The following is a 20648-nucleotide window of genomic DNA, read 5'->3' as shown; positions in this document are numbered from 1 at the left end:
GGGGCTTTTTTCATGTAGATCCACCCGGGAATCACATGCAATGAAATCTCTTGCCAACGGGCATCGCGCGCTGCGCAGGCGCGAGCGGAATCGTGCGTCTTGATGCTGTGAAGCCCCACAGACCTTTAGTTGGAAGAGAAGGGATTCGACATGGCTGTCGATAACAAGAAGATTGCCGAGGATGTGCTTGCTGCCGTCGGCGGCGCCTCCAATGTGACGAACGCGACGCACTGCATGACCCGCTTACGTCTGAACCTCAAGGATCAGTCCATTCCCAATGACGATGAAGTTAAGAAGATCAAGGGCGTGCTGGGTGCACAGTGGTCTGGCGGCCAGTATCAGGTCATCATTGGCCAGAACGTGCCGAAGGTCTATGACGCCGCCATTGCGTTGGGCGTCAAGGGCGAAGGCTCCATTGACGAGAGCCTCGATGGCGGCGCCAAGGAGCCGCTGACGCTCAAGACCGCGGGCAACAAGATCCTCAACTATCTCTCTAAGACCATGGTTATGACGATCCCCATCATCATGGGTGCTGCCATGTTCCGTACCATCGCCGTGGTTTGCGGTGACGGCATGCTCGGCATTTGGTCTGCCGATTCCGACATCTACAACTTCTTCTACAACTGGATTTACAACGCCGGTTATTACTTCCTTCCCGTTTATTTGGGTTGGGCTGCTGCGAAGCAGCTTGGCTGCAGCCAGCCGCTCGGCATGATGCTCGGCGGTGTGCTCATTGCTCCTGAGTTCATGACGATGGTCAACGCTGCAGCGGATTCGGGCGTAACGACCACGATGGTTTATGGTGTGTTGCCTGCTCAGCTGAACAACTACTCTGCGACTGTGCTTCCCATGGTGCTATCCATGCCGGTGCTCATGGTTGTCGAGAAGTTCATGAAGAAGATCATTCCCGACATGCTCTCTACGGTGTTTGTACCCGTGGGCACCATGGCCGTCATGATTCCCGTTTCGCTATGCGTGCTGGCTCCGATCGGCTCCGTCCTGGGCAGCACGGTCGGCAACTTTATGTTCGGTCTCGGTAACGCCGGCGGCATCGTCACCATCCTCTCCCTCGTCGTCATTGCCGCACTTTGGGAGTTCCTGGTTATGACCGGTATGCACCAGGTTCTGCTTACCCTTGGCATCGTGCAGCTGCTCACCCTGGGCTCCGACTCCTGCGTTATGGTCGCGGCCGGTATCTCTCAGTTCGCTACGTGGGGCATGGCCTTCGGTGCCTTCCTGCGCCTTAAGGAGACCGACGAGAAGGGCGCCATGCTCGGCTTCTCGCTCTCCGGTATCGTGGGCGGCGTGACGGAGCCCGCACTGTATGGCTGTGGCTTTAAGTACACTCGCTGCCTGGGCGCCATGGTTGCCGGCGGTGCTATCGGCGGTTTGATCGCAGCCCTCACCAATGTGACAACGTATGTTCTGGGCGCGACCAATATTCTGGGCGTCACCGGCTTTGTTGCCGGCGGAACGGCTAATCTCGTCTGGGGTTGCGTTGCATCGGGCGCTGCATTTGTTGCCGCCGCTGTCATCGCCTACCTCTTTGGCTTTAGCAAGGATCAGCTCGAGGAAGATGTTGCTGCCGCTAAGGCTTAAAGTGACTGTTTGGCTAGGAAAAATATCGGGGCACTTGGTTACGCTCCAAGTGCCCTTTCCCATAGATTGGAGTCGTTATGAAGCAACTGCTTATTCGTGCCGATGATCTTGGTTATTCGTACGCCGTTGACTTGGGGATCGCCCGTAGCGTCAACGAGGGCTTGGTGCGCTCAGCGGGCCTTATGCCAAATATGCCCGAGGCCGAGCGTGGGTGGTCACTCGTGGTGGATGCCGATATTGCGGTGGGCCAGCATACCAACGTGTGCCTGGGTAAGCCGTGTGCCGACCCGGCGCTCATCCCGAGCATGCTCAACGAGAGCGGCGAGTTCCATAGCAGCCGTACCTTCCGTGAGCATTTTAAGCGCGGCGAGGAGCTGATAGACTTCGACGAGGCCTGCATCGAGATCCGCGCGCAGCACGATCGCTTTGTCGAGATAGTGGGCCGCGAGCCCGACTACTTTGAGGCCCATGCCGTTATGAGCAAGAATCTTAACCGAGCGATCTCGGCGGTTGCCCAGGAGTTGGGCCTTAAGGAGCAAAAGGCAAGCTTCGACCCGACGGCGGTGGTGCGTTGCGGAGATACCGACCTGCGCATGGTGATGCGCTCGATGGAACCGGGCTACGAGCCCAAAGAGGCAATCATGCAGACAGTTCGCGAGATGTCCGACGGCGAGACGGTCGTCTTTGTGTGTCACCCGGGCTATCTCGATCGTTTTATCCTTGAGAACAGCTCGCTTACGGTCGATCGTGCCAAGGAAGTCGATGCGTTGATCGATCCTGAGCTGCGCGCTTGGCTCGAGTCTCAACCCGATCTTCGCCTGATCGACTACCGCGACCTGTAAAGACCCAAACCACTACAAGGGAACAGGCACTTTTGTGGTGGTTCTGGCGCCGTTGCCATTATGGCGGCGGCGCCTTTTTTGTCCGTGCGGCGCGGTAGAGTGTAGGCGGTTGAAATTTGCGTCCATCGAGGAGCTGCTATGAACGAGATCAAGTGCCCGCATTGTGGCGAAGTTTTTAAGGTCGACGCGTCCGGCTATGCGGATATCGTCAAGCAAGTGCGCAATGCCGAGTTTTCGCGCGACCTGGATGAGCGTGTGAAGGCAGTCCAGCGCGAGGGCGAGCAGGCACTGGAACTTGAGCGCTCGCGTTCGACGGCTGCCTTGCAAAAGGCAGAGTCTCAGCGCAACGCTCAGCTTGTCGAGCAGAAGAACGCCGCGGAGCAGAAGCTGGCACAAGAGGTTGCCAAGCGCGATGCCGAGCTTTCCGAGCTGCGCGCCAAGCTCGAGGGCGCTGCCGCAGAGCGCGAGAGCGCAAGCCAGCGCGCGGCGGTTGAGGCCCGTGCCGACGCTCAAAAGGAGAATGCCGAGCTTCAGCGAAAAATCGACAATTTGCGTGCGCAGCTGGAGCGTAAAGATGACGAAGCCAAGCTCGTCGAGTCGGCGGCGCGCAATGCTGCTCAAAACGATTTGGCTGCACGCGATGCGCAGATTGCCGAATTGCAGGCAAAGCTCTCCGCGGCGGACAAGGCCCAGGAGATGGCGCTTGCCGCCGCCGCGGCCGAGTCGCAGCGTGAGCTCGATGCCGCTCGCGGCGAGGCCGAGCGCGCGCTTGCTGACTATCGCGTGAAGGTGCAAGAGAGGTTTTCTGCCGCAAAGGCACAGTCCGAGCAAGAGGCCGAGGGCCTGCGTGCCCAACTGCGCGAGCAGGAACTGATGGCAAAAATGAACCTGTCAGAGGCGGTCGCCGCGGCGGAGCGAGAGCGCGATGAGGCGCGTGCCAAACTGACGAGCGAGCTGGCGGTGCGCGATTCTCGCGAGGAACAGGCCAAGGCGGCACACGAGCTCGAGCTTGCGCAGGCCAAGCGCGCGAGCGATGACCTGATTCGCTACAAGGATGAAGAGATCGAGCGCCTTAAGGACATGAAGGTCCGTCTGTCCACCAAGATGGTGGGCGAGTCGCTCGAGCAGCACTGCGAGACCGAGTTTAACCGTCTGCGCATGACGGCATTTCCCAACGCGTACTTCGAGAAGGATAACGATGCGTCCGAGGGTACCAAGGGCGACTTTATCTTCCGCGAGTGCGACGCGAGCGGCAACGAGGTCATTTCGATTATGTTCGAGATGAAAAACGAGAACGACGAGACCGCGACCAAGCATAAAAACGAGGACTTCTTTAAGAAACTCGATCACGATCGTCGCCAGAAAGGCTGTGAGTACGCGGTGCTCTGCACGCTGCTCGAGCCCGAGAGCGAGCTCTATAACGTAGGGATAGTCGACGTGAGCTATCGCTACGAGAAGATGTACGTGATTCGCCCGCAGTTTTTCATTCCCATGATCACGCTCCTTCGCAACGCCGCCATGGGCTCACTGCGCTATAAGCAGGAGCTAGCGGAGTACAAACAGCAGAATATCGACGTCACGAACTTCGAAGCCAAGATGGAGAAGTTCAAGAATGATTTCGGTCGCAACTACGAGATCGCGAGCCGCAAGTTCCAAACGGCAATCGATGAGATCGACAAGACGATTAGCCATCTGCAGAAAACCAAGGAGGCATTGCTGTCCTCCGAGAACAATCTGCGCCTAGCCAACAAGAAGGCCGACGATCTTACCATTCGCAAGCTCACGTGGGGCAACAAGACCATGAAGGCGGCGTTTGACGAGGCGCGCGGGGCTGCGCCAGAGACAAACGATGAGTCAGCCGAGGCGGATTCGTATGAGGTCGAGGATACCGAGTAAGGCATAGCGTATAGTGCAAAAACGGGGCCGCTGGCGATATTGCCAACGGCCCCGCTTCGTTTCGTTCCAGTATGTTCGACTAGTCCTCGAGCAGGTCTTCGATAAAGCCGACGCGGTAGTTTTTGAAGATGACTTCACCGCCGTCTTGCGTGGCGTCCAGATCGACATCGCCCATGATGCCAAAGTCGTGGTCGCCGTCCTCGTCGGCAAAGATCTGGTGCACGTGCCATACGTGCGCGGTCTTCTCGTCGGACTCATCGATGGAAAACATCGCGGCGCTGCGGGCATCTCCGTCGGTGAGGATTTCCTCGTGCTGCTCATGGTAGGCATCGAGGGCCTTTTGCCAGCGGATCTCGCTCATGCCCCAGTCGTCGTCGAGCTCGCCCAGGTCGCGAACGTGCTCACGGGCGGCAAGGGTCACGCGGCGGAAGAGCGCATTGCGCACCAGCAGCGTGCAGCCGCGGCGGTCCGCCACGACCTCGTCGATGCCCTGTGGCGGCGCGGCATCGAGGGCTGCCGGGTTGCCGGCGTTCTCCCACTCGTCCACCAGGCTCGAGTCCACCGAGCGCACCACAAAGCCCAGCCACGAGATAATGTCGCGCAGGCGCTCGTCGCGCTTCTCGATGGGTACGGTGCGGTCGAGCGAACGGTAGGCCTCTGCCAGGTAGCGAAGCAAAATGCCCTCGGAGCGGGCGATGCCGAGCTTTTGAATGTAACCCTTAAAATCGCTCGCGCTTTCGAGCATATCGCGCAGGACACTCTTGGGAGAGAGCTGGTAGTCGTTTGCCCAGGGCACTTTCTGGCAGTACTTGTCAAAAGCGGCGTCGAGCAAATCCTCGAGCGGCTTTTCGTACGTGACGTCTTGAATGCGCTCCAAGCGTTCCTCATACTCGATGCCGTCGGCCTTCATCTCGGCCATAGCGCGATCGCGTGCGGCGCGCTCCTGTGCGCGCAATACCTGCTTGGGGTCCTCGAGCGTGGCCTCGACCATCGAAATGAGGTCCATGGTATAGGTCTCACTTTCGGGGTCGAGCAGCTCCAGCGCGGCAAGCAAAAACGGCGAGAGCGGCTGGTCGAGCGCAAAGTCCTCGGGCAGGTCGACCGTCAGCGCGTAGTCGATGTCCGGCGCGGCGTCAGCCGGAGCGTCGGGTGCGGGCGGCACCTCGGTGCGCACGACGACGCCGGAGTCGATGAGCGTGGCGAAGATCTCGTCGGCGCGAACCTCAAGCTTGGCCTTCTCTTCGGGGGTCTGCAGGCTTGTCTCGATGAGGTCATGTACGCGGGCTCGGGCATTGCCGCCCTGCTCGACCACACTAATCACCATAGAGTGCGTGATGCGCAGGCGTGGTTTGAGTGTTTCGGGTGGCGTCTCGATCAGGTGCTCAAAAGTTTGCTTGTTCCAGGAGACAAAGCCCTCGGGGGCCTTTTTCTTTTTAATCTTACGGAGTTTTTTGGGGTCGTCGCCCGCCTTGGCCATAAGCTTGGCATTCTCGATCTCGTGCTCAGGTGCCTCGGCGATTACCATGCCCTCGGTATCGAAGCCCGAGCGACCGGCGCGACCGGCAATTTGATGGAACTCGCGGGCGCGCAGGCGACGCATCTTGTAACCATCGAACTTGGTGAGCGCGGTGAGCACCACGGTATGGATGGGTACGTTGATGCCGACGCCGAGTGTGTCGGTGCCGCAAATGACGGGCAGTAGGCCCTGCTGCGCCAGGCGCTCGACCAGCAGGCGATAGCGCGGCAACATGCCAGCATGGTGCACGCCGACGCCGCATCCAAGCAGGCGTTTGAGAATCTTGCCAAAGGCCGTCGAGAAACTCGTTCCCTTTGCCGCTTCCTTAATGGCCTCGCGCTGCTCCTTGCTGGCGATGCCAAAATTGGCGAGCGACTGTGCCGTCGCAAGGGCGGCATCCTGGCTAAAGTGCACGATATAGAGCGGGGCCTCGCCACGGCGCATGGCGAGCTCGACCGTGCCCTCGAGGGAGGTCGTCACATAGTCGTAGCTCAGCGGAACAGGACGCGGGGCATCGACAACCAAGTCGCAAGCAGCGCCGGTGTGCTCCTCGAGCGAGGCGGCGATGGCGGTGACATCGCCGAGCGTGGCGCTCATGAGCATAAACTGCGTGTGGGGCAGGGTGAGCAGCGGTACCTGCCAGGCCCAACCGCGATCGGGGTCGGCAAAGTAGTGGAACTCGTCCATGGCCACGCAGCCCACGTCGGCGCCCTCGCCCTCGCGCAGCGCATCGTTGGCAAGGATTTCGGCCGTGCAGCAGATGACGGGCGCCTTGGTATTGATATGCGTATCGCCGGTGATCATGCCGACGTTATCGCGGCCGAGTACCTGTACCAGGTCGAAGAACTTTTCGCTGACCAGGGCTTTGATGGGGGCCGTGTAATAGCAGCGCTTGCCCTGAGCCATGCCCATAAAGAGCATGCCCAGCGCGACGAGCGATTTACCCGATCCGGTCGGTGTGCCTAAAATGACGTGATCGCCAGCGGCCAGGTCCATGAGGGCCTCTTCTTGGTGATCCCACAGCTCAATGCCACGGTCGCTCGTCCATTCAAAGAAGCGTTCGAAGGCCTGATCGGGCGTGAGCCATGGTTCGGGCTCGCTGCCGTCCTCGGGCTCCCACCAGGTGGGAGAGAGCGCGCCGAGCGAGCCAAACTCGGCTTCGGTTCCCGTGCCGCCCGAGAACGAGCTGGCGGCGCCGGCACCGGAGACGGTGCTGGCGGCGGTATCTGTCGTGGTCTGTGCCATGTGTTTGCTTTCTCTCGCGATTGTCCGCCAACTATTATGGCGTAGCGTCGCATCGATGCGTTCGCAGGCAAGAAAATGCAGGAAATGGGCGTTCTGCCCAGCTGTTTGGTGCAGTTGCCAGCTAAGTGAGTAGACTTTTTGCAATATTGCGAGCACATGGCTTTTGCGCAAAGGCTCTACCTGCGGTTTTAGTATTGGTTATGCGAGTTGTGCTTGGCTATTGCAAAAAAGTCTACTCACTTAGATTTGAGGGTCGTTTGCTGGCGCCTATTTGCGCTTGTTTGCCGAAGCCGCGACCATCAGAGGCCCCTGGGACTCCTGCGGTAAGCGCTTCTTGCCCTTGCGGGCGCGGTTTTTAAAGTTCTCGACGGCCTCTTCCATGCCGAGGGGCACGTAGGTGAGCTCATCGAGATTGTCGGGCAGGTAGCACGCAAGGCTTTGCTCCTGCGCGCGCCCCGCCGTGAGCTGTTCATCGCTGGGCAGCGCGTCGGGAGTGGCGCAAATGCCATAGACGGCGGCACCCATCTCGCGCGTGCGGCGCTCGTATTCGGTCTCGGGATACTCGGGATGGTCGTGGCGAACGTCGTCACTTACCCATAGTGTGTCGTAGCCGGCCGCGGCAAACTGCCCCAGGGCGTAGTCGCGCAATGGCTTGCTGTCGGTGCGCAGCGTGACGGTGGCGCCGGCTGAAAAAAGCGGGCGGTAGAGCATCAGATGGTCGACATGGACGAGTCGTTTTTTGGCGTACTTGGCCTTAGGCTGCGGCGTGGGAAAGTTGATGGTGATGGCATCAAGCTCGCCTGTGGCAAACAGCTGCGGCAACGATGCAGCGCCTCGGGGCAGGACGAGTGCGTTGGTCAGTTCCTGCTCGCAGATTTTCTGTGCGGCATAGGCGATGCAGATGGGCTCCTGGTCCATGCCGATAAAGAGCGTGTTTGGCTCGTGGGCCGCGCGCTCTACAAGGTACGTTCCCTTGCCGCAGCCAAGATCCAGGTGAAGGTGTTCGAAAGACTTGCTGCCTGCGGGCGCACAGGCCTCGCGCCAATCTCCGGCATAGATTTCAGGGTTCGTCTCAATCGCATCGGCGTAGCGCTCCAGGCGCTCTTCGAGCACAAAGTTCTTAGGCGTGCGAACGTGGACGGCTCCCATGAGGCTCCTTGGTCATAAGTATGGAACGCATAGCTGCGCGTTCCGTCAATGGGTTGAAAAAGGGTAGGCATAGCTTGCCCGAAAGATGCGGTGCGGCTCGACGGCGAGTCGTCGGTGCCTACAGGCGCTTGAGAATCACGTAGCGGTTGAGCTCGCCACTGCGACCGTCGGCATGGAAGCGCTCAAGCTCGCGTACGGGGACCTCGCCGCTCTTGTAGAACGTGCGCACGCCGCGCACCAAGTCGGTGATCTGCTGATCGTCAAAGTGGTGGCAATAGCGGTAGGCGTGGCGGTCGTTTTGCCAGCCAATGAGGTGGTCGCCGGCTTCAAACTGCGCTGAATCGTAACCCTCAAACGGCGGGGTGAGCTCGGCGCGGGCCTCGGCTCGAACGGCCTTGCGCGCCATGCGCTCGTCGTTCATAAACTCCCAAAAGCTAATGGCGATGATGCCGCCCGGGCGCGTCTGCCGCACCAGGGCGTCGAGCACGCGTACGCGGTACTCGCACGACGGCACGTGGTGCATAAAGCCAAAACAGACCGAGATGTCGGCGAGCGGGGCGTCGAAAAGCGCGTCAGGCGCCTCGGCGGGGTTGAGCTTCATGAGGGCATCGAGCACGTCGAGTTCCTGGAAGTGCAGGTTGGGAATGCGCAGGGCATGACCGCGTGCATCGATGGCCAGGTCTTGGCACGAGTCGACGCCATAGAACTCAAACGGGCAGCTGGCATCTGCCGAGGAGTTTGCGCCGTCGACGCCCTTGGCGGCAAGTGCGCCGCCGGCGGCAAAGTTCTCGAATCGCATATTGCCGCAGGCGAGATCGAAGACGCGGACGGGATGCTCGATCCTGGCGACGTCGAGCTGCCCGAGCGCGATGTCCATGGTGCGCACCCAGCCGGGCCACGGGGCCTGACGCGTATCGGAAAAGGAGGCGGAGTGCTCGCGATAGAACGTGTTGTTGAGCTGGATGAGCGATGAGGCGAAATCGCGGTTCACGGCGCGGGACCCCCTCCGTTGGCGGTGCGGAATTAACAGTACGACCATACTACCGTTAACGCCGCAACGGGGACAACCAAGCTACGTGTCATTGCTTTGTTTGGACACATTTCCGCAGCTCATATGCACCCGCAACCGCCGGTTGTCAAAAATCTCACTAGAATAGGTGGCATGCTTTTGGCGGTGGCGGATAGATTTTTAACTGTGCAAGGCGCCTTAAGAACAAAAACGGTCCGGCGGCACGGCTGGCATCACATAGGAGGAACCATGAATGTAGAAACTGCGCAGCGGCTCGCCGACCTTCGCCGCAGCAAAGGCTTTAGTCAAGAAGGGCTGGCGCGAAAGCTGGGGCTGTCGCGCCAGGCGGTCAGTAAATGGGAGCGCGCGGAGAGCGCGCCCGATACCGAGAACCTGATCTCGCTCGCCAAACTCTATGGCGTGAGCCTGGACGAGCTCCTCAATCCGAGCGATGAGATCGAGGACGATATCGAGTTTGAGAACGAGGACCGCGCCCGTCAGCGCGAGGCCGAGGCGGCAGAGCGCGCACGCACCCATGAGGCGGCGGCACGCGCCACCGAGGCGGCAACGCAGGCGAGTGATGCTGCGGCCAAGGCGGCACAAGCGGCAAGCTGGAGTGCGCAGGCCGCCAACGCTGCTACGGCGCAGGCGACGAGTGGCGGTGCAGTTGGCTCGACTCCGGTGAAGGGCCCGTTCCAGTCGTTCCCGTATTGGGCCGTGTGCTGGCTGCTGTTCTTTTTGCTGATGTTCCCGTTTGGTGCCGGCCCCTTTGCTGCGCTCATCTTCTTTACGATTCCAATCTATCACTGGGTGGCGCGTGCGCTCGATGGCGATTGGGCACGCGGGGATATTCAGGTTGGTCCGGCACCGGTGACAGCTAGGGCTCAGAATGTTTCCGCTGCGGTTGATGCTGACGTGGCTACCGCGACCACCGCTGAGCCGATTGCCAAAGAGGGTGATGAATGATGAAGCTTTCGCATGAATCCAAGGTACGCTTGGGCGTTGGCGTCGGAGCGTTTGTGCTTATCATTGGACTTGTCTTTGGCATTTCGCGGCTATTGGCTCATTCCGATATGGTGCGTACGACCGGTATTCTATCTGGCCATTTGTCTGATTTTGACGATATGTTTGACGAGGACGATTCCTTGAATAGCGGTAACTATTCCGCTCGGCCTCAGCAACTTTCGAGTGCGACTTTTGATGCCGATGAGTTCCGCTACCTCGATTTCGATATCAATGCGGCTTCGGTGGACGTCAAGGTTGTTGATGGCAACAAGGCTCGCGTTATAGAGCGGGGGCGCGTTGCCGAGGGTATGGATGCCTCCAAGGCCGCGACGCAAAACATCGCATCCGTCGAGGACTCGACGCTCAAGGTTTCCCAGTTTGGAAGTGATGACGGCAAGGCAATCGATCGCTCAGTTACGGTTGAGCTGCCACGCCGTGTTGCCGAACATCTGAAGGGAGTCAACGCGCACGTGGGCTCGGGTGATCTGCAGATTGCCGGTGTCATCTGTGATGGTTTCGATCTTGTCCTGGGTGCGGGAGATGTAGAGTTTTCGGGCAGCGTGACTGATGCGCTCAGCGCTGAAGTCGGTTCGGGCGATGCGACGTTCGAGCTTTACCAGGCCCCCGCGAAGTCGATGGACGTGAGCGTGGACTCGGGCGATGTGGAGATGACGGTTCCGAACTCGACGGGCTTTAAGGCGAGCGTCACCTTGGGCAGCGGCGACTTCGAAAGCGATTTCCTTCCGCTTGGCTACGACGGCGAGACCATTTTGAATCTTGAATTCGATAACGGTGACAAGTCTGCCACGTATCGTTTTAAGGTCGGTTCGGGCGACATGTCGTTTGATTCGGAGTGACATGCGGTTTTCGGAGATCGGTGCATACAGGCGTGCTCTTTGATGAAGGCGCCGGAGCTGCGACGGGCTTCGGCGCCTTTGCCTTTACAATGGGGGCATGGAACAGATTATCTTGAACATACTCGAGGCTCTGCGTCGCGGCGAGACCGTGGACGACAAAGCGCTCGTCAAACTGATACATGCCGAGGCGCGCCGTGAGGGTGCCGACAAACGCGATTTGGCCAAGCGCCGTCTGCTGCCGTTCTACCAGCGGGTTAAACGTGAGGATCCGGCTCGTTGGGCTGCGTGGAATGTCGATTCCGATCTGGAACGTCAACTGCTGCAGGTGCTACGCATGAAGCCGCGCCGCACGGCTTCGGGCGTAGCGACCATTACCGTCATCACCAAGCCGTGGCCGTGCTCGGGCGATTGCCTGTTTTGCCCCAACGACCTGCGTATGCCCAAAAGCTATTTGCATGCCGAGCCCGCGTGCGCCCGTGCGGAGCAAAATTGCTTCGATCCGTATCTGCAGGTGAGCGCTCGTCTGACCGCGCTTTCGCAGATGGGGCATGCGACCGATAAGATTGAGCTCATTGTGCTCGGTGGCACCTGGAGCGACTATCCGGAAGGCTATCAGACATGGTTTATGTCGGAGCTTTTCCGTGCGCTCAATGACGATGCCGTCGCCGGCGTGGCGGCCAACCCCATGTTGGCGCGTCCGGGCATCAGCCGTGCTGAGGCGGGGCGTCTGCTCGACGATGCACCCGCCGATGCGCTGCCGCCGGTGGTGTCGGAGCGCCGCGAGCGCTATCGGGCTGCCGGCATTGCGACAGACGAGGCTGAGCTCGCTGCCGGCGTTGCCGACGAGCAGGAGCGTGTGGATGCTGCCGTGGGCGGCTATAACCGTGCGGTGCGTCGTTTGTACGGCCCCGGTACGCCGTGGGGCGAGGTCACCGAGTGGCAGACGGCAACGATGGAGGAGCTCGAGCGTCAGCAGCGCATCAACGAGACGGCGAAGCATCGCGTGGTGGGACTCGTTATCGAGACGCGCCCCGATGCCGTAACGCCGCAGGCGCTTACGCTCATCCGCCGCCTGGGCTGCACCAAGATCCAGATGGGCATCCAGAGCCTCGACCAGTACCTGCTCGATATCAACGAGCGTCGCATTTCGGTGGGGCAAATCGAGCGGGCGTTTTCGCTTGCGCGCCTGTTTGGCTTTAAGATCCACGCGCATTTTATGCTCAACTTGCTGGGTGCCACACCCGAGGGGGACAAGCGCGACTACGAGCGCTTTATGACCGAGGGGGCCTTTATGCCCGACGAGGTCAAGGTCTACCCGTGCGCGCTCATCGAGGGCTCGCGTCTGGTGGGCTGTTACGAGCGCGGCGAGTGGCGCCCCTATACCGAGGAGGAGCTGCTCGACGTGCTAGCCGATGACATCGTGGTGACGCCGCCGTTCTGTCGCATCAGCCGCATGATCCGCGATTTTAGCTCCGACGACATTATGGTGGGCAACAAGAAGCCCAACCTGCGTCAGCTTGTCGAGAACCGCCTGGCTGCTCGGGGTGACGGTGCGACGGTGCGTGAGATTCGCTATCGCGAGATCAGCACGGCGGGTGCCGACTTGGATGAGCTGACCCTTGACGAGGATGTGGCGTACGAGACGCCGGTGACGCACGAGCGCTTTTTGCAGTGGGTGACGCCGCAGGGCAAGATTGCGGGCTTTTTGCGCCTGTCGCTGCCCGACCATTCGTTTGTTGCCGCGCATGCGGACGAGTTGCCGACGATGCCGGACGAGGCGATGATTCGCGAGGTGCACGTGTACGGCATGGCGGCGCGCGTGGGCGACCAGGGCCAGGCGGCGCAGCATCACGGGTTGGGGCGTTTGCTCGTAGAGCGTGCGTGCGAGATTGCCCGGGATGCGGGTTATGCGCGCATCAACGTGATTAGCGCGATTGGCACGCGCGAGTACTATCGCCATCTTGGATTTTATGACCATGGCCTTTATCTGCAAAAGGAGCTCTAGATGAACAAACCGAGTGTTTCTGCCGGCGTTGTTGCCGGCGTTGCTCTGGGAGCCGCGGCGCTTGGTGCGGCTGCCGTCGCTGTTCGTGCTGCCTGCCTGCAGGTTGCGCGAACCCGCAATGGGTTGGCGCGTGTGAAACGCGTGCACGATGAGGGCGGCGATGAAGTCCGCGTATTGGTGCAAGGCGGTGTCTACCAAAGCGCGAGTTACGTCGGCGAGCGCTGGGCGGAACCCGTCTTTGCGTACTATCGTGCGTTTGACGACGTGTTTGAGGCCGAGGATGCGATGCGTGACGTTTATGGTCACGGTATCAGCCGTATGCTTATGCTAGGTGGCGGCGGGTTTGCCTATCCCAAATTTGCGCTGATGTCGCACGAGGGCCTGCGCATGGACGTTATCGAGTATGACGGAGAGATTACGCGCCTGGCGCGCCGCTGGTTCTACCTAGACGAGCTAGAGCGCGCGGCAGGCGATCGCCTGCGGGTGATAACCGCTGAGGCTCGCTCGTATCTGGGTGTGACGAGTGTGGGCCATCGTCGCTACGACGTGGTCGTGAGCGATTGCTTTGGCGGTGCCGAGCCCGTACGCGAGCTGGCGACGGTTGAGGCGTTGCGTTTAGTGCGGGGCAGCCTGAACCCCGGGGGTATCTACGTTGCCAATATCGTGAGCGCAAACGAGGGGAGCGATGTAACGTTCCTGCGCGACTGCGCTGCCACGGCACTCGAGGTATTCGCCCACGCCTGGGTGGTCCCCTGTGGCGATACAGAGTTCGGCGGCGAGGAAAACTACCTGCTCATCGCCAGCGACGGGAACCATGCCTTTGCCGAAGCCGTGCCCCTTGACGCCGACTTCCTCGGCGCCGTCCTTCACGACTAGCGCGTCTTTCTGCGACCAGTCTTTCTGGGACGGGGGTTTTAGCTGCTTTCGGATGCCGGCTCGCTCCACATCGGGAGCAGTCAATTTGGGACGGGGCTATTTTAGCTATCCCTGCCACTAATCGGCCAAACCTTTCGCTTTACCTGCAAGGGCAGCTAAAATAGCCCCGTCCCAAATTGACTGCTCATATAGTCAGCCCCGTTTTATGCGTGGTCGCGCCAGCTGCGGACACGCTTCTTCATGCCATCTATGTCGAGCACGCCTTCGGCAAAGCCCTTACGCACGAGCTCTTCGGGAACGAACTCATCGTAACGATCAAAGTAAGGCACCTCGCCGGGATAGACGAGCTCGATGGGATCGAAGTCCTTCTCGGCCTCGGCGGCGAGTACCTCAAAGAACGTCTCTTCGTCGGCCTTCATCTTAAACTGCATAAAGTACGGGCGCGACGGGTCGAGTCCGCGAAGGCCCAGCTCCGCGGCACATTTAATCTTGAGCATGCGCTCGAGCGCCAAAAAGGCATAGCTGCCCAGCCAGGGGAAGAGCACCCAGGTGTCGCCGCCCAGGTTAATGAGCGGCCTAGTGCCCGCACCCGAAATCTCGGCCGTATGGCGAGCCTGCGCCAAGCGGGCCCGCGCGTTGCCCATAAGGTATGGATATGTCGCGTGCTCGTTGAGCGCTTTACGCATGCGCTCGAGTACATGCGTGTTGATGTCGCCGGGGCAGTCGCCAAAGTAAGCCGGCACACGGCCCTTGACCTGCGTGGCAAAGACGGTATGGCGCTTCCAGTCCACTTCCTCGACAATCCAGCAGTGCCCGGCGATGGCGATGCGTTCACCGGGCGGTGGGGGATTGACGATCGTGCCCAGTTCGGACGACTCGCTGCGGACGGTGAACTCCTCGTTTTCCTGGAACACGGCGTAGAACTTAAAATTGTTGATGATGCGCTCGCCCGCGAGGCCCACGATGAGTCCGCCGCCCTCGGTGACCTGGATATGGTCGATCTTAATGAGGTGACGCAGCAGCACGCGATAGTCATCGGCTGAGACGCGGTGGAAATAACTGAGCGTGAGCACGCGCTGGGCAAGTTCTGCCGGCGTGAGCTCTCCGGTGCTGGCAAGCGTCGACATAGTCTGGTGATAGAGCAGACTGTAGGGGAGTCGATCGAGCTCGGGCGGCTCGACCCACTTTTCCTCGCGATAGAGTTGTACGAGTGCGATGCCCTGCAGGAGCTTCCACGGAATGGTTTCGGGCATCATCGTGCGCGGCTCGGGCTCTTCCTCGCGCATGACAAACCACATCTCGGGTGGAAGGTCGCGGCGTCCCGTGCGGCCCATTCGCTGCAAAAAGGAACTGACGGTAAATGGCGCATCGATCTGAAATGCACGCTCCAGACGGCCGATATCGATGCCAAGCTCAAGCGTAGAGGTGGTGACGGTCGTCTGTGCCTGCTCCTCATCGCGCATGAGCTCTTCTGCCGTCTCGCGCAACGATGCCGAAAGATTGCCGTGATGGATGAGGAAACGGTCAGGCTCGTGTCGGCTCTCGCAGTAGCTGCGCAGCATGGAACATACGGCCTCTGCCTCCTCGCGCGAGTTGGCAAAGACCAGACACTTGCGCCCGCGGGTGTGTTCGAAGATATAGCCCATGCCGGGATCGGCGTTGTCGGGTGCGGTGTCGGTGGGGTTGAGGAGCGCTTGCTCGGCGGCCCGGGGGATGTCGACTTCGCCCTCGGGGGCCGAGGAAGTGCAGCGGTTCCCGGAGCTAGCCTTACCCTGTGCCCGTTTGCGACGTTGACGGCGCTTGTCCTGTGTGGGCTGTCCGCTGTGGCACGTGCCTTGGGTGTCGGCCGGCAGCGCCGTGGGTGCCGCTGCCTCAATGCGCTCGGAGGCAAGCACTTCGGCCTCTTGAGGACCCATGCTCTCGAATCCCCGCTGCTGTGCCTGGGGACCCGAGTTGTAGAAGTGCTCCATGGAGATGCGCCACACGCGGCGCGGTTCCTCAAAACGGGGGATAACGCAGTCACGTCCCGTTCCCTGTGAGAGAAAAGCGCCCGTGCGCTCAGGGTCGCCGATGGTGGCCGAAAGGCCAATGCGTCGAGGCTGCACGCCGGCCATGCGCGAGAGTCGCTCGATAAGGCAGAGCGTCTGCCCGCCACGGTCGCCGCGCATGAGCGAGTGGACCTCGTCGATGACCACATAGCGCAGGTCGCAAAACATGCGCGGGATCGCCATGTGCTTATGGATCAGGAGCGCCTCGAGTGACTCGGGCGTAATCTGCAAGATGCCGCTCGGCTTTTTGATGAGCTTAGCCTTGTGCGACTGTGAGACATCGCCATGCCAGTGCCAGACAGGGATATCGGCCTCTTCGCAGAGGTCGTTAAGGCGGACGAACTGATCATTGATGAGCGCCTTGAGGGGGCCGATGTAGAGGGCGCCCACGCTCGCGGGCGGCTTCTCCCAAAACTCGGTCAGGATGGGAAAGAAGGCCGCCTCGGTTTTGCCGGAAGCCGTGGATGCCGTCAGGAGCACATTGTCTTGTGTGTTAAAGATGGCATCTGCCGCCGCAACCTGAATGGAGCGCAGACTCTCCCAATCGTGGGAGTAGATGAAGTCTTGGATAAACGGGGCGTAGCGGTCAAAGGCGTTCACGGGGCCTCCTTTCAAAAGCGAATCTCTCAACGCGGCGGGCAGTGGCTTGCTGCATGACTGCTTCAATGTTTGCCCAGATAAAACCTGCCAAAATAAACCTGTCCCTTTTTGGCAGGTTAGATGGCGAATTCGGCGAAGTTGCGGTCGGCGCCTGCGGTGCCGGTGTCGTCTGTTGCGGCTGCTGGCGCGTCACCGCCGACGCTTTGCAGCAGCTCGGCCACGTTGGCGTTGGGGTTTTGGCATAGGATGTCGAGCAGCTCGATAAAGTCACGAATGACTTCGCGCGGCGTCAGATGCGTGTCGGCTCCCACGCGACCGAACTCAATCTTGAGGAAGTCCACCAGGTCGCTCTCGGTAAGCGTGGGCGTCCAGCCAAAGTAGCCGGCGTGAATTTGCATGAGTTTTTCGATCAGCACCAGCAACTCTTCGTAGGTGAGTGGCTGCAGACGGATGATGGGCGCGAGCATGTCCTTAAGGTCCTCGCGTGCAAAGCGGCCCTGAGCGAGTCGGCTGCGCAGGGCCTCGTAGGAGAACACGCCGCGGCGGCGGTCTTCGATGGAGGTTGGCGTGCCGCCCATGATCATGCCCAGGTACTGCGCCTTGCCCTGGAGCGTGTCGTTGTACATGGTCAGGATCTTCTCGTAGTTGTATTGGCGCGTGATCGCGTTGGGAATCTTATACAGATTCACGAGTTCGTCGATGAGCACCAGCATGCCCTTGTAGCCGCTGCAGACCAAAAAGCGCGCAATGAGTTTAACGTAGTCGTACCAGTCGTCATCGCTGATGATGGTCGAGGAACCCAGTTCGGCGCGAGCCTCGCTCTTGGTGCGGTATTCGCCGCGGATCCATTTGGTTACGCGGCTCATGGCCTCTTCATCGCCCTCGGATACGGCCGTGCGGTAGCGGCGGAGCATGCGGGCGAAGTCGAAGCCGTGGACCATCTCCTCGAGCGGGGCCAGTTGGGCATTGACGACCGACTCGTCGACGTCGGCACACGAGGCGACCCAGCGATCCAGAATAAGGTTGACCGCACCGCCCTCGGGGCGCGTCTTGGTCGATATGTTGCGGATGAGCTCACGGTAGGTGGCAAGGCCCTGCCCCTGACCGCCCTGCAGGCGGCGCTCGGGCGACAGGTCGGCATCGGCGACGACGAACCCCTCGCCCATGGCGTGCGTGCGGATGGTCTGGAGCAAAAAGCTCTTGCCTGCGCCGTAGCGACCGACCAGAAACCGGAAGCTCGCGCCACCGTCGGCGATGAGACTCAAATCGGTGAGCAGGGCGCGGATCTCGACCTCGCGCCCTACGGTGATATAGGGAAGGCCGATGCGCGGGACCACACCGCCCTTGAGTGAGTTGAGAATGACGGCAGCGACGCGCTTGGGCACGCGGGGTGCTGCGGATGCGGTATCACTCATGGTCTAGGTATCCTCTCACGTCTGCTTCGTAATCCTCGATAATTTGCGGTCCTGCCGCGCCGAACTCGATAACGGTGTCTCCCACCAGGTCAAAGAGCGTCTCGTTGATGCTGTCGACGAGCATATCCTCGCTCTGGCCCGACCTCTCCACTGCCGATGTCGCTTGCGCTGTGTTTTGCTCGAGGAGCGCGCGAAGAAAGGCATCTTCGGCGGGCGCGAGTTTGTTCGTAGCTTCGGCAGACGCGGGCGTTACGGGTGCGGGCGCAGACACGAGGAGCGGTGCCATGACGCCAAACTCTTCGGCGGAGACAGTCGGCTCGTCGGGTTCGTCTTGCTGAATGGTCATCTCGCCAGGTTCGGCAGTCATGCCGGGCGCAGGCTCGCGGCCCGGCTGCTCGATAAGCGTTGCCTCGGCTTCCACGGGCGTGCCGTCCTCGCGCTCCTCATCAATCAAAAGCGCTTCACGCGTTTGCGCGGCGGCGCTCCGAATGTGCCCCAGCTGGCTCAAATCGATATCGATCTTGACGGGCTGGTGTGCGGCATCCCACGAAAGCCATGCCACGATCTCGTCATCGATGATTTTGGCCAGATATTTGGGGACCTTCTCCTCCTTCAGGGGGTGGGCGGGGGCTAGGGCCAGGCGCAGACGTTGGTCGCAGGCGCGCATCATCTCACCAAGCTTGCTGCTCTTTTGCCTGCTGCCGTGAATTCGCATGCATTCCCAAAAACCGTTTTGGCAGCGGTAGATATGAATGGGGTCAAGACGGTATTCGCAGTCCTCGTGGCGCTCGGGCGCAAAGAACACGGCCGAGGCAAACATGGTATAGGGCATGGCCGTCTCCTCCCCAAACAAGCTCGCCACGATACCGGTCTTTCGATGCGTGTCATAGTAGCGCGCCATGCGGACGTACACGGCACATGCCACGTGGCGTAGGTCGCGATGGTGGCTGCGATCGAGTCTTGAGTTATCGAGGTTATACGTGGAGAGGGCGTTGATAGCGGCCATGAGTCGCTCCTCGCCCGCCTCGTCGGGCGGGAGGGGGAGCGTAGGCTCGGAGGTCTTGCGACGCGCAGGCGCCAGGTCCGACGGCGTCGGTGCAGGTGCAAGGTCTCGAGCCGCGCGCCGCAGCTCGATAAGGGCGTTATCGAACATGACGGTTTTAGAGTCGCGAAGCAGTTTGGGGTCGAGCCCGTGGAAAACGGCGTAATCTTGCAACCACACGCGTGCAAACCGGTCGATGCCGGGCTCGAAGGCACGATAGGCGTTCCAAAAGGCCTTGATCTTGCTAAAGCCATCGAGTGGGTCATCTACGCCAATGCCGCAGATCAGCTCATAGAGATACAGGAAGGCAAAGGACGTAGACGTTTCCTCGACAGTTCCGCGGCGCACTTGGGCACGCCAGGTAAAGTAGCCGCGCAACTGTCGATCGCTCATGGCATTGTAGGTGGGAAAGTACGACTTAAAGGTGCCGTTGTAGGGACAATCGTCCTCGAAGTCGGCCATCAGCAGGCCTTGGCGGTAAAAGAGCTCCGCCTCCGATAGCCAACGTCCCGCGCCGCCTTTGGGATCATCTTGCCAGCGCGATATCTCGCGCATCTTGCGGTACTGGTCGGGGAGGAAGTTCTGCATCTGTCGACCGGTCTTGAGAATCGGCTCGTCAGCATAGATTTCGTTTGAGAAGTGGGCGGACTGATGGGTCCGGGCCTCGGCCATAATGCGCTCGATGAGCATCTTGACGTCCTGGTCGGCCACCGCTTCTCCTCTCCTAACGCAGCTTCGGTGACCTCATATCATAGCACAGCATCAAACAGGTGTTCGAGAAACCGCTACGTAGATAGATTTAGAACAAGAGGGCGTAGATGACCGCCACGACGACGGAGGGGAGCATGTTGGCCGTGCGGAAGGTCTGAGGTCGAATAAGGTTAACCCCAACACAGAAGATGAGCATAGAGCCCACAAGCGAAAGGCTGTCGAGGGCTGCGGTGGTCATGATGGGGGAGAGTGCGCCGGCAAAAAGCGTGATCGTGCCCTGGAATACGGCAACGGGCAGGGCCGAGAAGATGCAGCCGCGGCCAAGCGAGGCCGTCATGGTGCAGACGATGATGCAGTCCAGCGCGCCCTTCAGGGCAAGCGTGGACCAGTCGCCGAGCAGACCGTCCTGAATCGATCCTACGATGGCCATGGCACCGATACACACGGTGAGCGATGCTGAGACAAAGGCGTTGGTAAACTCGTTGTCGCCTTCGCTGCCGGTTTTGCGCTTGAGCCATTCGCCGAGGTTCTCGATGGCGGCCTCCAGGTTGATGGCCTCGCCGATGAGCGAACCGAGGGCAAATGAGACGATAAGCATGGTGGTGCCGGTGGTCGCCAACGCCTCTCCATCGATAACGAGCATCTTTTGCATGGTGCCGCCCAGGCCGATAAACAGAACACACAACCCCGACGCCTTCATGAGCGTGTCTTGGATGCGAGGCGTAATGAAGCGCCCGCCCATAAGGCCAAGCAGACCGCCCGCGATCAAAAGCGCGACGTTGATGATCGTTCCTAAACCCGGCATGAACCCTCCTGTAATTGATGCCAACGCG

At 60.4% G+C, this 20648-nt stretch carries 14 protein-coding genes; 7 read left to right on the top strand and 7 right to left on the bottom strand.

Annotated elements, in window-relative coordinates:
* Positions 1 to 150 precede the first annotated feature (150 nt).
* The 3 genes from ACTNA2_RS02310 to ACTNA2_RS02300 all read left to right on the top strand — a co-directional run bounded on the left by ACTNA2_RS02310 (position 151) and on the right by ACTNA2_RS02300 (position 4337).
* Entirely contained in the window at positions 151 to 1599 is a 1449-nt protein-coding gene (locus tag ACTNA2_RS02310; RefSeq protein WP_441048496.1) for a PTS transporter subunit EIIC, read from the top strand.
* 77 nt (positions 1600 to 1676) lie between these two features.
* A complete protein-coding gene (locus ACTNA2_RS02305) occupies positions 1677 to 2441 on the top strand; it encodes a ChbG/HpnK family deacetylase (protein ID WP_441048495.1) in 765 nt (254 codons plus the stop codon).
* A gap of 138 nt (positions 2442 to 2579) precedes the next feature.
* Entirely contained in the window at positions 2580 to 4337 is a 1758-nt protein-coding gene (locus ACTNA2_RS02300; protein WP_441048494.1) for a DUF2130 domain-containing protein, read from the top strand.
* 79 nt (positions 4338 to 4416) lie between these two features.
* Here the strand turns inward: ACTNA2_RS02300 and ACTNA2_RS02295 are convergent, their stop codons facing one another.
* From ACTNA2_RS02295 to ACTNA2_RS02285, 3 genes are all read right to left on the bottom strand, one after another.
* Positions 4417 to 7098 carry a DEAD/DEAH box helicase gene (locus tag ACTNA2_RS02295; RefSeq protein ID WP_441048493.1) on the bottom strand — a complete coding sequence of 894 codons (2682 nt, stop codon included), beginning with the start codon at positions 7096 to 7098 and terminating at the stop codon, positions 4417 to 4419.
* 267 nt (positions 7099 to 7365) lie between these two features.
* Entirely contained in the window at positions 7366 to 8247 is an 882-nt protein-coding gene (trmB, locus tag ACTNA2_RS02290; protein WP_441048492.1) for a tRNA (guanine(46)-N(7))-methyltransferase TrmB, read from the bottom strand.
* A 118-nt stretch (positions 8248 to 8365) separates the two neighbouring features.
* Positions 8366 to 9238, bottom strand: a complete 873-nt coding sequence (locus ACTNA2_RS02285) for a class I SAM-dependent methyltransferase (RefSeq protein ID WP_441048491.1) — start codon at positions 9236 to 9238, stop codon at positions 8366 to 8368.
* Positions 9239 to 9505: 267 nt separating this feature from the next.
* Here ACTNA2_RS02285 and ACTNA2_RS02280 point away from each other — a divergent pair, with 267 nt between their 5' ends.
* The 4 genes from ACTNA2_RS02280 to ACTNA2_RS02265 all read left to right on the top strand — a co-directional run bounded on the left by ACTNA2_RS02280 (position 9506) and on the right by ACTNA2_RS02265 (position 13999).
* Entirely contained in the window at positions 9506 to 10222 is a 717-nt protein-coding gene (locus tag ACTNA2_RS02280) for a helix-turn-helix domain-containing protein (RefSeq protein WP_441048490.1), read from the top strand.
* Entirely contained in the window at positions 10222 to 11118 is an 897-nt protein-coding gene (locus ACTNA2_RS02275) for a DUF4097 family beta strand repeat-containing protein (RefSeq protein WP_441048489.1), read from the top strand. The genes ACTNA2_RS02280 and ACTNA2_RS02275 overlap by 1 nt, the downstream gene beginning before the upstream one ends.
* A 97-nt stretch (positions 11119 to 11215) precedes the next feature.
* Positions 11216 to 13123, top strand: coding sequence for an elongator complex protein 3 (locus tag ACTNA2_RS02270; RefSeq protein WP_441048488.1), 1908 nt, complete (start codon positions 11216 to 11218; stop codon positions 13121 to 13123).
* Positions 13124 to 13999, top strand: a complete 876-nt coding sequence (locus tag ACTNA2_RS02265; protein ID WP_441048487.1) for a spermidine synthase — start codon at positions 13124 to 13126, stop codon at positions 13997 to 13999.
* A gap of 203 nt (positions 14000 to 14202) precedes the next feature.
* Here ACTNA2_RS02265 and ACTNA2_RS02260 read toward each other — a convergent pair whose 3' ends face one another.
* From ACTNA2_RS02260 to ACTNA2_RS02245, 4 genes are all read right to left on the bottom strand, one after another.
* Entirely contained in the window at positions 14203 to 16647 is a 2445-nt protein-coding gene (locus ACTNA2_RS02260) for a DEAD/DEAH box helicase (protein WP_441048486.1), read from the bottom strand.
* A 116-nt stretch (positions 16648 to 16763) separates the two neighbouring features.
* Positions 16764 to 18062: an ATP-binding protein gene (locus ACTNA2_RS02255; protein WP_441048485.1), complete on the bottom strand. Its 1299-nt coding sequence runs from the start codon at positions 18060 to 18062 to the stop codon at positions 16764 to 16766.
* Entirely contained in the window at positions 18055 to 19815 is a 1761-nt protein-coding gene (locus tag ACTNA2_RS02250; protein ID WP_441048484.1) for a TerB N-terminal domain-containing protein, read from the bottom strand. The genes ACTNA2_RS02255 and ACTNA2_RS02250 overlap by 8 nt, the downstream gene beginning before the upstream one ends.
* A gap of 88 nt (positions 19816 to 19903) precedes the next feature.
* Positions 19904 to 20620 (bottom strand): DUF554 domain-containing protein, encoded by a 717-nt coding sequence (locus ACTNA2_RS02245; RefSeq protein WP_154517132.1) that lies wholly within the window; start codon positions 20618 to 20620, stop codon positions 19904 to 19906.
* Positions 20621 to 20648: the final 28 nt, after the last annotated feature.

Source organism: Collinsella sp. HCP28S3_E9 (assembly GCF_052065455.1).
In the GTDB taxonomy this organism is placed as follows: domain Bacteria; phylum Actinomycetota; class Coriobacteriia; order Coriobacteriales; family Coriobacteriaceae; genus Collinsella.
Note: the sequence above shows the minus strand (reverse complement) of the source record. Positions and strands in the feature narration are given on the sequence as shown.